The following is a 14,077-nucleotide window of genomic DNA, read 5'->3' on the forward strand; positions in this document are numbered from 1 at the left end:
CAAGGAGCATTTACACATGACATCCGCAAAACTCTCAAAAGCCGTGTTGGCATTTTCGATGGCACTGGCCAGCATGCTCGCCCTGGCCCAGACGGCCGCCGTCAAGGTCGATGGGGCGTGGGCGCGCGCTACTGTGCAAGGGCAAAAAGGCACGGGGGCTTTTATGAGCCTCACCGCCAAAGATGGGGCCCAGCTGATCGGCGTGTCGTCGCCGGTGGCGGGCGTGGCTGAAGTGCATGAAATGAAAATGGACGGCGACGTCATGAAAATGCGGGCCGTGCCATCGCTTGATTTGCCTGCCGGCAAAAAGGTCGAGCTCAAGCCAGGGGGTTACCACGTCATGCTGATGGACCTCAAGGCACCGTTGGCCAAAGACAGCACAATCCCCGTGACCCTGCTGTTCAAGGACGCCAAAGGTGTGGAAAGCAAGCTCGAGCTGAAGCTGCCGGTTGCCACCGCCGCACCGGGAGCAGCCGGTGCCGCGGCCGAGCACAAGCACTGATTTGTGTTTGCCGGGTTAGCTGCGTTTGCCCGAGCCCAGGCGGCGGTAAACCGTGGCCCGGCTGACGCCGAGCGCTTTTGCGGCCTGCAGCACATTGCCGCGTGAATCGGTCACTGCCTTGCGGATCAAGGCGGTTTCGAGTTCCTTCAGCGTTCGCGACGCGGCGCCTGAAGGCGGCAGGCTGGTTGCAGGGGGCGGCGAGTCTCGGCCGGGCAACTGCGGCCGCGCATGCAGGCGCAGGCCCGTCCAGAGCGGCACCTCCAGGATGCCGCCATTCACCGGCGCCTGGCGCTGCGCCGCGTCAAACAGCATTTCGAAGGGCATGGCAAAGAGATCGTTGCAATGCGGCGCCATGCCTGCGGTGAAGCCCAGCTGCGAAATCATCTGCCGCGCCGCCTGGTTGGCGCCAGTGACGCAACCATCGGTATCCACGCACACCAGCCCATCGGTTTCATCTCCCAGCGTGCGGCCCGGCCAATTCAGCCGGATCAGCAATGCATGGGGCTTGCCCAAAGTGAGCGCGTTCTCTATGCTGCGCGCGGATTGCGCGACGAGGTGTTTGAGCTCGGGCCTCTCGACCACTTCGATGCCCGTCAGGTCCAGCATGCCGGCGCAGCGGCCGTCGGGGCCGAACAAGGGCGCGCCGGCACAGCTGTAGACCGAGGTGGCATCAAAAAAATGCTCACCCCGATGCAGCCACACCGGTTGCAGTTCGGTCAGCGCTGCGCCGATGGCGGTAGTGCCCACTTGTTGTTCCGAAAGGTCCGTGCCGATGCGTGTGATCATGTCGGCGCGGCGGTCGCGCCGGTCGATGGGGCCATTCACATTGATGACCACGCCGGCCTGGTTGGTCAGGATGGCGAAGTAGCGCGTGTCGGCAATGGCCTGGCCCAGCTTTTCCAGCACAGGCGCCGCAGCCTGCACCAGCCGGTGGTTGGCTTCCAGGGTGCGCCGCAGTGCGGTGGCAGAAACCATGTCGAAGGAGGGAGCCTGCTCCGGCCGATGGCCCTGGGCCAGGCAGCGCATCCAGGACCGTTCTATCCAGTTCTCAACCAGCGGCGCGGTGCCTGCTGGCAGTGGATCGCCGTGAAGAACTGCCTGGCGAGCGTGTCCGATGCGCGCCAGCCTGTCTTGCCCGCCCGTCGCCGGGGCGGAGTGAAAAGGGGTCATGGATGCCATGGTGCATTGTGGCCAATTCCTGCGGCACGTGCAGCGTGCGATGCGGATGGCCGTGCTCCTGCAATATAGGACAGGCAAACCGGAGTGATTACTTTTTTTCTGGGTGGAAAGTGGCCGGAATCGACTCTTAGCGTGCGCTAGTAGCTATAAAAAACATAGCGGTTTTGAGGCCGGCCACGGTCATCAGCAGGGATCCCAGCACGTGTACGGTGGCCGTAAGCGCGGCCAGCCCATAGCGCGCTTCCATCAGGAAGATCACCACTTCGGCCGAAAACGAGGAAAACGTGGTGAGGCCGCCCAGGAATCCGGTCACCAGCGCCAGCCGCCACACTGGGTCCAGCTGCGGCATGGACTGGAAACCGGCGATGCAGATACCAATCAGGTAGCCACCAATAAGATTGGCCGCAAGGGTGCCCCAGGGAATGAGGCCGCCCGGCGTCAGCCACAGGCCAAGGCCCCAGCGCGCCAGCGCACCGATTGAAGCTCCAATGGAAATCGCGATGACGTTCAGCATGACGGTAGTGGCGGCGGTGAGTTGGTTGTTTGGCGGGAGAATAGAGCCATGACTTTAACCTCAGCACCCGCTTTCAGCGAGCCTTCGGGCTTCCTGGGGGTGGTAATGCTCGACACGCGCTTTCCGCGGCTACCGGGTGACATCGGCCACCCCGACGCTTTTGGCGTGCCCGTCCGCCAGCGGGTGGTGCCGGGAGCCGGGCCCGGCAAGATTGTGCAGACCGCCGCCGGCCTGCGTGCTGCGGGTGTGCTGCCGGCTTTTGTGCAGGCGGTGCAGGCCCTGGCGAGCGAGGGCGCGCTGGCCATCACCACCAGCTGCGGTTTCCTCGTGCTGCTGCAGGACGAGCTGCAGGCGGCCGTGCCGGTTCCTGTTGTCACGTCCAGCCTGCTTCAATTGCCGACGCTGCTTGCACGCCACGCCAGGGTGGGCGTACTGACCATCAGTTCAGCGGCGTTGGGCGCAGAGCATTTGCGTGCAGCGGGTGTGACTCATGAACGCTTGGCGGATGTGGTGGTGCAGGGGGTCAATCCTGACGGTGAATTCGCCACCGCTATTTTGGGGAATCGCCAAATCATGGTCATGGAGAAGGCGTGCGGTGACGTGGTGGCAGCGGCAATCGCTCTCCGTCAGCGTGAGCCTACCCTCCAGGCGGTAGTGCTTGAATGCACCAACTTGCCGCCGTATCGCCAAGCGATTGAAGAGGCCACCGGCTTTAAGACCTGGGCGCTGACCGACGATGAACGGCTGCTGCGCCCGTGGAGATGAGCGCCGCTGGCCTCACATCTTGCCCGGCAGCCAGGTGGCGATCTGCGGGAAGAACCAGAGCAGCAATACCATGCCGCACATGAGGAAGAAAAACGGCAAGGTCACTCGCGCGATGTAGGTGATTTCCTTTTTGGTCATGCCCTGGAGCACAAACAGGTTGAATCCCACGGGCGGCGTGATCTGCGCCATCTCGACCACGATGACGATGAAGATACCGAACCAGATCAGATCCAGTCCGGCTGCCTGTACCGTGGGCAGGATGACGCCCATGGTCAGCACCACCATCGAAATGCCGTCCAGGAAGCAGCCCAGGACGACGTAGAAGATGCTCAGCACGATGATGAGCATGAAGGGGCTAAGACCGAGGCTGGAGACGAATTCGGCCAGGTGGCGCGGCAGCCCGATGTAACCCATGCTCAGCGTCAGGAACGCGGCGCCGGCCAGGATCAGCGCGATCATGCAGTACAACCGCGTCGCACCCAGCAAGGATTCCTTGAAGGTGTTCCAGCTCATGGATCTCTGCACGACGGCCAGCACGAGCGAGCCGACGACGCCGATGGCTGCGGCTTCGGTCGCGGTGGCCACACCGGTATAGATGGAACCCAACACGGCGCCGATCAGGAGTACGACCGGAATCAGGTGGCGTGACTCGTAGATTTTTTCGCCAAAACTCATCGCGGCATCGGGCGGCGGGATCTTGCCTTTGTTGAGCAAGGCCCAGACGACCAGGTAGCCTGAGAAAAGAGAAGCCAGCAACAGGCCGGGAAAAACACCCGCTATGAACAGGCGGGCAATCGACACGTCGGCGCTGACGCCATAGACGATCATGATGATGGATGGCGGGATCAGAAGGCCCAGCGTGCCGGCGCCCGCGAGGGAGCCTATCGTGATGTCTTCCGGGTAACCGCGTTTGGCCAGCTCCGGCAGAGTCATCTTGCCAATGGTGGCGCAGGTTGCCGCTGAGGAGCCAGAGACCGCGGCAAAAATGGTGCAGCCGATGACGTTGGTGTGCAGCAGTCCACCCGGTAGCCGGCTGACCCAGGGGGCGAGGCCCTTGAACATGCTTTCGCTGAGCTTGGTACGAAACAGGATTTCTCCCATCCATACAAAAAGGGGCAGGGCCGTCAGTGTCCAGCTTGAGGAAGACCCCCAGATGGTCACCGCCATGGCGTCGCCCGCGGCTCGCGAAGAGAAAAGCTGCATGCCTATCCAGGCCACACCCGACAGCGTGAGGCCTATCCAGACACCGGAGCCCAGAATCAGGAAAAGCGAAAGTATCAGCAGCGAGGTGATGGCGAGATCGGACATTGAAGCTCTTTTGTTCTTGCTTATTCGTGATGCAGCGCTTCGTCGCTGCTGGCCTGGGTGCGCCGGCCTCTGATTTCCAGCACCAGTTCATCGATGAATGCGATCATCAGGATGACGGCACCTACGCCCATGGTGATCTGGGGAATCCATAGCGGCGTAGCGTCATTTCCGGTGGAAATGTCGTGGTAGGCATAGGAGTTGACCGACAGCATGACGCTGTACCAAGCGAACAGCATCGAAAGGGCGCTAGCCGCGGCCAGGGCCCAGATTTCCAGCGCGCGCCGGGCGCTGCCACGAAGGCCGTTGAGGATCAGCGTGACGCGGATGTGCTCACCCTTCTTGAGGGTGTGGGCCAGCGCCAGAAAACCGCTGGCAGCCATGCAGTAACCGGCATACATGTCGGTCCCGCGCAGCGACCAGGCGAACTGGCGGTCGAGGACGCCGGCCAGTACCGACACCAGCGTACCGATCATGAACAGGGCGCCCAGCCATGCCGCACCGTCATACAGCGCATCGAGCATGCGGCGCATGGCTATTTCTTCGCTGCGTTGGATTTTTCGAATGCAGACAGCAGGGCTTCACCCTCGGGGCCGGCGCGTTTGATCCAGTCTGCCTTCATGATGCTGCCCACCTGGCGCAGGTCGGCCACCAGCTTGGGCGAGGGCGTCATGATCTTCATGCCTTTTTCGGCCAGGGCTTTTTTGTAGAAGTCGTTCTTCTCCTCGCTGACTTTCCAGCCACGGGTCTCGGCATCCGCGGCGGCCTTCAAAACGGCAGCCTGGGTAGGTGCGTCCAGCGCCTCAAAGGATTTTTTGTTCACGATGACGGCGTTCTTGGGCAGCCAGGCCTGCACGTCATACCAGTACTTGATGCTTTCGTAGGTCTTGGTGTCGTAGCCGGTGGAGCCCGAACTCATGTAGCTGTTGACGACGCCGGTTGCCATCGCCTGGCTCAGCTCCGCGGCCTGAACGGTCACGGGTTGCGCGCCGACCAGCTCGGCAATCTTGCTGGTGGCCGGGCTGTAAGCGCGCCACTTGAGGCCTTTCATGTCGGCGACGGCGGTGATTTCCTTGTTGACGTAGATGCCCTGGGGAGGCCAGGCCACGGTGTAGAGCAGCTTCATGCCTTGCGCGCCCAGCAGTTTTTCAAGCGCCGGCTTTTGCGCTTCGGCCAGCTTGTGTGCCGAGGCGTAGCTGGAGGCCACAAAGGGCAGGCCGTCTGCACCAAATATTGCGTTCTCGTTCTCGAAGTTGACTAACAGGATCTCACCGATCTGGGCCTGTCCGCCTTGCACCGCACGCTTGATTTCGTTGGCCTTGAAGAGTGAGGCGTTGGCGTGCACCGTGATCTTGAGTTTGCCGCCGCTGGCCTTGTCGACGTCTGCCGCGAACTGCGTCAGCGTTTCCGTGTGGAAGTTGCTGGCCGGGTAGGCCGCGGGCAAATCCCACTTGGTCTGGGCGAAGGCGTTGGCGCCGAAGGCGAGAGCGGCGGCCACCAGGGTGACTTTGAATTTCATGAAAAGCTCCAGGACAAGGAATTAGTAAGTAGTAATAGGATAGACGCAAATCCCGCGCCAGTTCACCGGGCATACCCCGAAAAGCCGGCGCCTACCTGTTTTGCGACCTTGAGGCCCCGCCATGAACCTGCGTTTTGTTGAAGCTTTCTATTGGGTTGCCTCGCTCAAAAGTATCTCGCGCGCCGCGGAGAAGCTCTACCTGACGCAGTCTGCCATGTCCAGCCGGATCGCCACACTGGAAGAAGAGCTGGGCATCCTGCTGCTGGACCGGCGCGACAAGCAGTTCAAGCTCACCGTCGCGGGCGCGCGTTTCCTGGTCTATGCGCAAAAGCTGCTGGAGCTGCAGCGCGAGGTCAAACACGAGATGGGTTCGGGTGCGGCCATGGCGGTATCGATGCGCATAGGCGCCATCGAATCGGTGTTGCACTCCTGGCTGATTCCCTGGCTCGAAAAGCTCCGCGTAGACCACCCCGGGCTGGAGCTGGAGCTGACGGTGGAAACCACGCCCATCCTGATGGACCAGGTGCAGCGCGGCACGCTGGACCTGGTCTTCGCCGCGTTGCCCGCTTCGGCGGACGGTGTGCGCAACCAGGCTTTGCCGCCCATGGATATGGCTTTTGTGGGAAATCCGGCGCTGCATAAAAAAAGAAATTACCGGCTGGATGAACTCGCGGAAATGGAATTGCTGACGTTCCAGAAAGGCTCGCAGCCGCACGTCACGCTGGTCGACCTGTTCAAGCAGAACCGCATGGAGCCCAAAAAGGTGCATGCCATTTCATCCATTTCCGCGATGGTCCAGCTGGTGCAGGGCGGCTTTGGCGTGGCCCTTCTGCCGCGCATCGCAGTGCAGCGCCTGACGGGGTTCGCCAGCCTGAAATTGCTCACCTGCGACACCCGTGTGAAGTCGTTGCCGATCCACGCGAGCTACCGCACCGACCCGACTTCATCGGTGGTCGAGACGGTGGTCAGGTCGGCCGTGCAGTTTGCCGCGGAGAGCACGGGAGCCGGCACCAAAACGGGTCGCAAGCCGGCGGCCAGGGTTGCAAAAACAGGCAAAAAAAGTGCGTCAGGGTAAATACCAATCATCGAAAAAATCGATGACGTAAGCAAAAAATTACTTGTTTGATTTCGTCATTTGCTAATCGCACACTTCGTCACATGTCATCCAACCGTCATGTTTTTACGAGGAGTGCGTCATGAAGAAATCTTGGTGGGCCAAAGTGGCCGCAGTGTTGTTGTCAACCGGCATGGCCTTTGGCGTGCATGCACAGCAAGAGATAAAAATCGGTGTGCTTTATCCGCTCACCGGGCCGGCCGCCTCCGTGGGTGCCGAGCTGCGCAGTGCGCTGGAACTCGCCGCCGACATCATCAATAACGGTGCGCCCGGTGTTTCCGAGCTGCCGCTGTCTGCCGGCAAGGGCTTGCCCAACCTCAAGGGCGCAAAAATCAAGCTGGTGTTTGCCGACCACCAGGCCAACCCGCAGACTGGCGCTACGGAAGCCGAGCGCCTGATCACGCAGGAAAAAGTCGTGGCACTCGTGGGCGCCTATAACAGCGCCGTCACCGCCACGGCCAGCCAGATCGCCGAGCGCGCCGGCATCCCTTTCCTGAACCCTGAATCGTCGTCGGCATCGCTCACGCAGCGCAACTTCAAGTGGTTCTTTCGCACCACGCCGCATGACGACCTGTTTGTGCACAACGCCTTTGATTTCCTGAAAGAACTCGAAGCCAAAAAAGGCATCAAGGCGGGCGTGGTCGCCAGCCTCAACGAAAACGGCTTGTGGGGTACGGAAACCACCAAGCTGCAGACCAAACTCGCGCCCGAGTTCAAGCAGAACCTGGTCAAGCAGGTGATGTACCCGGCCAAGACCACGCAGCTGACTTCGGAAGTGCAGACGCTCAAGGCCGCCAATCCCAACCTGGTGCTGCAGTCGTCCTACACGGCCGATGCCATCCTGTCGATCAAGACCTACAAGGAACTCGGCTTTTCGCCGGACATGATCCTGGCGAACAACGCGGGCTTCACCGATACCGATTTCATCAGGACACTCGGCAAGGACGCCGACTACATCATCACGCGTGAAGTCTGGGCGCTGGACCTGGCCAACCGCAATCCTCTGATCAAGCAGGTCAACGACCTGTTCAACAGCCGCTACAAGATCAACTTCACCGGCAATTCCTCGCGCACTTTCACCGGCCTGATGGTGATGGCGGACGCCATCAACCGCGCCGGTTCCACCGAACCCGAAGCCATCCGCAAGGCGCTGGCCGCCACCGACATGCCCGGCAGCAAGCTGATCATGCCGTGGAAGGGTGTGAAGTTCGATGCGACCGGCCAGAACACCCTGGGCCAGGGCATCCTGGTGCAGATCATCGGCGGCAAATACAACACGGTCTGGCCGTTCGACATGGCCTCGCGTGAAGTGACCTGGCCCATGCCCAAGTGGGACCAGCGCAAATAAGCCGCGAGTTTTGATCTAAAAGCCAAGAGACAACCATGACTACGGAAATATTGCTTCAGACGCTGGCCTCCGGCGTGCTGATCGGGCTGATTTACGCGCTGGTGGCTATCGGCCTGACCATGATTTTCGGCGTCATGGACATCGTGAACTTCGCGCACGGGGAATTCCTCATGCTGGGCATGTACTCGGCCTTCTGGCTGTTTTCCCTGTATGCGCTGGACCCCATGCTCACCTTGCCGCTGACAGTGATCATGCTGTTCGGCTTCGGCGTGCTGCTGTACAAACTGGTGATCGTGCGCATCATCAACGCGCCCATGCTGTCGCAGATCTTCACGACCTTCGGCATCATGATCCTGCTGCGCGGCGTGGCCCAGTTCCTCTGGAAACCGGATTTCCGCTCCATCGAGAATTCGGCGGTCAGCGGAACGGTCAAGCTGTTGGGCGTGCAACTGGGCAAGCCGCAGCTGGTCGCCGGTGTAGGGGCCGTCGTGGTCACCGGCCTGATTTACTTCTTCCTGAACAAGACCCGGCTCGGTGCGGCGCTGGAAGCCACCGCCTCTGACAAGGAAGCGGCCCGTCTCATGGGCATTGATTCGCACAAGATGTTCTCGCTAGCCTGGGGCATAGGCGCGGCCTGCGCCGGCGCAGCCGGGGTGCTGCTGTCAACCTTCTTCCCGATTTTTCCGGACGTTGGCGCTAGCTTCATCCTGCTGGCTTTTGTGGTGGTCAACCTGGGCGGCTTCGGCAGCGTCTCGGGCGCCTTCTGGGCCGGCATCCTGGTCGGCGTGATCGAGGTCATGGGCGGCCTGCTGCTCGGACCGCAGTACAAGACGGCCATCGTGCTCGTGCTGTTCCTCGGCGTGCTGATGTTCCGCCCGCAGGGTTTGATGGGCAAGGCATGATCATGAAGCAACTCTTTTTTGTTATCGCCGCTCTGGCGCTTGCCTTGGCCGTCCCCGCGGTCACGGATGCCTCGCACCTGAACATGGCGATCCTCATCCTCATGGCGGCCCAGGTGGGTGTAGCCTGGAACATCGTGGGTGGCTATGCGGGACAGGTGTCCCTCGGCCATGCGGCTTTCTACGGACTTGGCGCCTATGTCTCGACACTGCTGCTGATCAAGTTCGGCATCAATCCCTGGATAGGCGTGCTCGCCGGCGGTTTGGTGGCAGCCTTGCTCAGCCTGGGGTTTGGCTGGTCCTGCTTCCGGCTCAAGGGCCACTACTTTGCGATGGCCACCATCGCGGTGGCCGAACTGGTGCAGATTTTCTTCACTGAGTGGGATTACGGCGGTGCGGCGGTCGGGCTTTACGTGCCGATGGACAAACAAGGCTGGCTCTGGCTGAACTTCGCTACCAAATTGCCGTACTACTGGCTGGCACTGGGACTGCTGATCATCACCTTGGGCGCGAACTGGTGGATAGAGCGCAGCTACCTCGGCTACTACTTCAGGGCCATCAAGGATGAACCCGACGCGGCCCGCAGCATCGGCGTGAACATCGCCCGCTACAAGCAGGTGGCACTGTCGGTCAGTGCTTTCCTCACGGCAGTCGGCGGCAGCTTGTACGCACAGAAAGAGCTTTATATCGATCCGAATTCGGTGCTCTCGACGGCGCTCTCCATCAAGATGGCGCTGGTATCCATTCTTGGAGGTGTGGGCACCTTGTTCGGTCCGGTTGTGGGTGCCGTGGTGCTGACCAGCATCGAGGAATTCACGCGCATTGCCTTCGGCGGTACGGGCCGCGGCACTGACGTCATCATTTATGCGAGCCTCATCATCGTGATCGCGGTCTTTTATCCCACGGGCCTCATTGGCTGGCTGCGCAGCTTCCGGGAGCGCCGCGAGGCACGCGCCGATGCATCGCGGCAGATGGCGGTGCCCACCGCCACCGTGCAGAACGCCGGCGAGGAGGCCGTATGAAGTTGCTGGAAGTCAAACAGGTCAGCAAGCGTTTCGGCGGGCTGGTCGCCAACCAGGATGTGTCCTTTAGCGTGGACACCGGACAGGTGGTGGGCCTGATCGGCCCCAACGGCGCCGGCAAGACCACCATGTTCAATTGCGTGGCGGGGTTTTTCGCTCCCACATCGGGCAGCATCATGCTGGGCGGCCGCGACATCGCAGGACTGCCGCCTGAAACATGCGCCCGTGCCGGTGTGGCACGGACTTTTCAGATTGCGCGCACCTTCACCAGCATGACGGCCTGCGAGAACGTGATGACCGCGGCCATGCTGCTGCAGCACAACGTTGCGAAGGCACGCCAGGCTGCCATGGACTGGCTGGCTTTTGCCGGGCTTGAACGCTTTGCCGACCGGCCTGCCGCCAGCATGACCATCAGCGAGCAGCGGCGCCTGGCCGTGGCGCGTGCGCTGGCCATACAGCCGCGCATCCTGCTGATGGATGAAGTGATGGCGGGTCTCAACCCGTCGGAAGTTCGCGAAGCGGTCGACGTCGTTCTCAAGATCCGGGACAAGGGCATTGCGTGCCTGATCGTCGAGCATGTGCTGGAAGGCATCATGCCGATCGCCGACAAGATCGTCGTGCTGGACCGCGGCGTGAAGATCGCCGAAGGCACGCCGCAGCAGGTGTCGAACGACGCTGCCGTGATTACCGCCTACCTCGGGGACTGAAGATGCTTGAAATCAAAAACCTCAAGGTCTGCTACGACGACGTGCTGGCCATCTCCGACGTCAGCCTCCAGGTCGAGCCCGGCAAGATCGTCGCGCTGGTAGGCGGCAACGGCAACGGCAAGTCCACCACCTTGCGCGCCGTGGCAGGCCTCAATGCCGCCGCAGCGGGCAGTATTACCTTCAACGGTGAGCCGGTTCACCGCATGCCGGCGCACAAACGCGTCCCGTTAGGTCTGTCGCTGGTGCCGGAAGGCCGGCGCCTGTTTCCCCGGCTGACAGTGCTTCGCAACCTGGAGCTCGGTGCCTTTACGCGCACGGACAAGCACGAGGTGGCGCGGGGCATTGAAGAGATGCTGCAGCTGTTCCCCATCCTCAAGGAGCGCGCCACACAACTGGCCGGTACCATGAGTGGGGGCGAGCAGCAAATGCTGGCCATCGCCCGCGGGCTGATGGCCCGGCCCAAGCTTCTGATGCTGGATGAGCCTTCGTGGGGCATCGCGCCCAAGTTTGTGACCAAGGTGCTGGAGGTTATCCAGCAGGTCAATGCCACAGGTGTCTCGATATTGCTGGTGGAACAGAACCTGCAAAAGGCCCTGGGCATCGCGCATTACGGCTATGTCATCCAGACTGGCCGTATCGTGATGCAGGGCAAGGGTCATGAGCTCCTCAATGATGACCGGATCAAAAAGGCCTACCTGGGCCTTTGACGGAAAAGCCGCTGTATCACCCTATTTTTTCCAATCAAGCTTTACCCTGCCATGAACAAGATTTTTGATCGTCCCGCCGACCTCCGGATGGCCAGCCGTTGCGGCGAGTTTGCCCTGCCCACCGCGGGACACGCGAACGGCCATATCCAGGCCAACCTCATGATCGTCCCCCAGGCCCAGGCCTTTGACTTTCTGTTGTTCTGCCAGCGCAATCCCAAGCCCTGCCCATTGGTGGAGGTTCTGAAGCCGGGCGCCACGGAGCCTTTGTGTGCACCGGGGGCGGACATCACGACCGACATTCCGGGCTATCGCGTTTACCGTGACGGCGAGTTTGTCGAGGAGCGGGACGAGATCCGTTCGATCTGGAAGGACGACTATGTGGCCTTCCTGATCGGCTGCAGTTTTTCTTTCGAGGCCGCGGTCACCCAGGCCGGCATTCCCCTGAGGCATGTCGAGCAGGGCCGCAATGTCTCGATGTTCCGTACCAGTCTCCAGTGCCAGCCCGCTGGTGTGTTCAGCGGTGAAATGGTCGTCACCATGCGGCCCATCAAGAGCCGCGATGTGGCAAAGGTGGTGGAGATTTCTGGCCGGTTTGACGTTGCGCATGGTGCGCCCGTTCACATCGGCAATCCGGAGGCGATCGGCATCACCGACCTGTCGCGACCGGATTACGGCGATGCAGTCGACATCAAGGATGATGAAATCCCGGTGTTTTGGGGTTGCGGCGTCACGCCGCAATGGGTTGCCCAGAAGAGCCGACTGTCGATGTGCATCACCCATGCGCCGGGCAAGATGTTTGTGACGGACCTGAAAGGGTGAGTTCCATGCACCCGCCGCCGGGCTAATTCTCAACTCCCAAGGAGTTCCCATGAAAGCAATTTTAATAGCCGTGCTCGTCACGGCGGGGGCAGCGCACGCCCAGACAACCTGGAAGCTGGCCACGGGCTACCGGGCAGAGTCCTTCCATACGCAGAACCTCCTGCAATTTGGGCGCGATGTGGATCTGGCCACGCGCGGACAGCTGGTCATACAGGTGTACCCCAACAACACCCTGGCCAAGCTGGCGGACATCAGCGCGGCCGTGCAGCAGGGAAAGGCCGAAGCGGGCGAGACCATCCTGGCGAGCATGGTCAAGGAAATTCCGCTGGCTGGCGCGGACTCCATTCCCTTCGTCGTGGCCTCCTACAAGGACGCACAACGCCTCTGGAAACTACAGCGGCCAGGCCTTGAAAAGCATTTCACCGAGCATGGCATGAAGCTCCTGTACGCAGTGCCGTGGCCGCCGCAAGGCCTGCATTCGAACAAGCCGGTGCGGGGCCCGACGGATTTTCGGGGCACCCAGATGCGCACCTACAACCAGACCACCATGCGCATCGCCGAAATGCTGGGTGCCAAGCCGGTGGATGTGGCCATGGTCGATGTGGGCAAGGCATTGGCCGAAGGCCGGATGGACAACATGATCACGTCGGCGCTGACCGGCGTGGAGAACAAGGTTTGGGGCCCGATCAAGTATTACTACGAGATCAATGCCTGGTTCCCCAAAAACGCGGTGTTTGTGAACAGCAAGGTCTTTGATGCACTGAAGCCCGAGGCGCGCGCTGCCGTGCTCAAGGCGGCAGGCGAGGCGGAAGTCCGCGGCTGGCAGGCCAGCCAGGCGCTGGCGACCAGCGCGACCGAGGAATTGCGCGCCAACGGCGTGAAGATAGAACGCATTCCCCCCGAACTGGACACTGAGATCAAGCGCATGGGCGAGAAGTTCTCGCGCGAGTGGATACGATCGGTGGGCAATGAAGCCAATGATATTTTCGTGCCGTACTACATGCCGCAATAAGCACAGGCTTCGAATCGCATGAAAACTCCTTCTGCATCCATCGCCGCCTACCTTCATGCCAAGGATGGCAACCGGCCTCACCTGCTGGCGCAAGCCTTTACGGACGATGCCCTGCTGCAGGTCACCGTCCACACCGGTGCGATCTCGTTTCCCCCGGTGTCACGGGGAAGGGACGCCATCGGCGAGGTGCTGGTGCGCCGTTTTGGCCAGTCCTACGAGAATGTCTACACCTTCTGCCTGAGCTCGCCGCCGGAGGCCGACGCGCAGGTGTTTTGCTGTGACTGGCTGGTTGCCATGACGGAAAAGGACAGCCGCGCCGTGCGGGTCGGGTGTGGTCGCTACGATTGGTGTTTTTCGCCGCCTTCATGTCTGGCGGAAAGCCTTTCAATCACCATCGCGAGCATGCAGACCCTGCCGGCCTCGCACACTGACGAGGTCATGGATTGGGTCGCCGGTCTTCCCTATCTCTGGTGCCCGGCTTCAACGGCCCTGCGGGGCGCGCCGGACATCCAGCACCTGGCGCCGGTACTTGGGTACATTGGCAGGGCGCAGATGGCCAATTTTCCGGACAAGAGATCCCGGCCGGCAACGCCTCACAGCGTCGTGCCAAGCCAGGTCTGACAGCAGCAAGATCAATAAGATCCATAGAGATCAGCAAAGAACAC

General features: G+C 61.3%; 16 protein-coding genes. 11 read left to right on the top strand and 5 right to left on the bottom strand.

The features are described from left to right. Window positions 1-16 precede the first annotated feature (16 nt). Window positions 17-502, top strand: a complete 486-nt coding sequence (locus tag AC1DU8_RS05710; RefSeq protein WP_477726535.1) for a copper chaperone PCu(A)C — start codon at window positions 17-19, stop codon at window positions 500-502. 15 nt (window positions 503-517) lie between these two features. On the opposite strand, the gene AC1DU8_RS05715 is transcribed toward AC1DU8_RS05710, so the two are convergent. Together AC1DU8_RS05715 and crcB are read right to left on the bottom strand one after the other, a co-directional pair. Continuing rightward, window positions 518-1,681: a helix-turn-helix domain-containing protein gene (locus tag AC1DU8_RS05715; protein WP_477689255.1), complete on the bottom strand. Its 1,164-nt coding sequence runs from the start codon at window positions 1,679-1,681 to the stop codon at window positions 518-520. A gap of 127 nt (window positions 1,682-1,808) precedes the next feature. Beyond that, window positions 1,809-2,195, bottom strand: a complete 387-nt coding sequence (gene crcB, locus AC1DU8_RS05720; protein WP_477689256.1) for a fluoride efflux transporter CrcB — start codon at window positions 2,193-2,195, stop codon at window positions 1,809-1,811. A 48-nt stretch (window positions 2,196-2,243) separates the two neighbouring features. Between crcB and AC1DU8_RS05725 the strand changes: the two genes are divergently transcribed. Then, complete coding sequence (locus AC1DU8_RS05725) at window positions 2,244-2,960, top strand: aspartate/glutamate racemase family protein (protein ID WP_457280034.1); 717 nt, start codon at window positions 2,244-2,246, stop codon at window positions 2,958-2,960. A gap of 12 nt (window positions 2,961-2,972) precedes the next feature. Here the strand turns inward: AC1DU8_RS05725 and AC1DU8_RS05730 are convergent, their stop codons facing one another. The 3 genes from AC1DU8_RS05730 to AC1DU8_RS05740 are packed head-to-tail and all read right to left on the bottom strand — an operon-like array spanning window position 2,973 to window position 5,784. Continuing rightward, a complete protein-coding gene (locus tag AC1DU8_RS05730; RefSeq protein ID WP_457280035.1) occupies window positions 2,973-4,268 on the bottom strand; it encodes a TRAP transporter large permease in 1,296 nt (431 codons plus the stop codon). A 20-nt stretch (window positions 4,269-4,288) separates the two neighbouring features. Then, window positions 4,289-4,798 carry a TRAP transporter small permease gene (locus AC1DU8_RS05735; protein ID WP_477689258.1) on the bottom strand — a complete coding sequence of 170 codons (510 nt, stop codon included), beginning with the start codon at window positions 4,796-4,798 and terminating at the stop codon, window positions 4,289-4,291. A gap of 2 nt (window positions 4,799-4,800) precedes the next feature. After that, on the bottom strand, window positions 4,801-5,784 hold the full coding sequence (locus AC1DU8_RS05740; RefSeq protein WP_457280037.1) for a TRAP transporter substrate-binding protein: 984 nt from the start codon (window positions 5,782-5,784) through the stop codon (window positions 4,801-4,803). Window positions 5,785-5,905: 121 nt separating this feature from the next. Here AC1DU8_RS05740 and AC1DU8_RS05745 point away from each other — a divergent pair, with 121 nt between their 5' ends. The 9 genes from AC1DU8_RS05745 (at window position 5,906) to AC1DU8_RS05785 (ending at window position 14,033) form a co-directional block, all read left to right on the top strand. Further along, window positions 5,906-6,859, top strand: a complete 954-nt coding sequence (locus AC1DU8_RS05745; RefSeq protein WP_477726536.1) for a LysR family transcriptional regulator — start codon at window positions 5,906-5,908, stop codon at window positions 6,857-6,859. Window positions 6,860-6,980: 121 nt separating this feature from the next. Then, a complete protein-coding gene (locus AC1DU8_RS05750) occupies window positions 6,981-8,246 on the top strand; it encodes an ABC transporter substrate-binding protein (RefSeq protein WP_457280039.1) in 1,266 nt (421 codons plus the stop codon). A 35-nt stretch (window positions 8,247-8,281) separates the two neighbouring features. Continuing rightward, window positions 8,282-9,148 carry a branched-chain amino acid ABC transporter permease gene (locus AC1DU8_RS05755; protein WP_457280040.1) on the top strand — a complete coding sequence of 289 codons (867 nt, stop codon included), beginning with the start codon at window positions 8,282-8,284 and terminating at the stop codon, window positions 9,146-9,148. 2 nt (window positions 9,149-9,150) lie between these two features. Then, on the top strand, window positions 9,151-10,167 hold the full coding sequence (locus tag AC1DU8_RS05760; RefSeq protein ID WP_477665613.1) for a branched-chain amino acid ABC transporter permease: 1,017 nt from the start codon (window positions 9,151-9,153) through the stop codon (window positions 10,165-10,167). Continuing rightward, window positions 10,164-10,874 (top strand): ABC transporter ATP-binding protein, encoded by a 711-nt coding sequence (locus AC1DU8_RS05765; protein WP_457280042.1) that lies wholly within the window; start codon window positions 10,164-10,166, stop codon window positions 10,872-10,874. Before AC1DU8_RS05760 ends, AC1DU8_RS05765 begins: the two co-directional genes overlap by 4 nt. 2 nt (window positions 10,875-10,876) lie before the next feature. Further along, window positions 10,877-11,581: an ABC transporter ATP-binding protein gene (locus AC1DU8_RS05770; protein WP_477665614.1), complete on the top strand. Its 705-nt coding sequence runs from the start codon at window positions 10,877-10,879 to the stop codon at window positions 11,579-11,581. A 51-nt stretch (window positions 11,582-11,632) separates the two neighbouring features. After that, window positions 11,633-12,400 (top strand): putative hydro-lyase, encoded by a 768-nt coding sequence (locus tag AC1DU8_RS05775; RefSeq protein WP_457280044.1) that lies wholly within the window; start codon window positions 11,633-11,635, stop codon window positions 12,398-12,400. A gap of 49 nt (window positions 12,401-12,449) precedes the next feature. Beyond that, a complete protein-coding gene (locus AC1DU8_RS05780; protein WP_477689260.1) occupies window positions 12,450-13,412 on the top strand; it encodes a TRAP transporter substrate-binding protein in 963 nt (320 codons plus the stop codon). A gap of 18 nt (window positions 13,413-13,430) precedes the next feature. Continuing rightward, on the top strand, window positions 13,431-14,033 hold the full coding sequence (locus AC1DU8_RS05785) for a nuclear transport factor 2 family protein (protein WP_477726537.1): 603 nt from the start codon (window positions 13,431-13,433) through the stop codon (window positions 14,031-14,033). Window positions 14,034-14,077: the final 44 nt, after the last annotated feature.

This window comes from Polaromonas sp. P3_A5, from assembly GCF_056403055.1.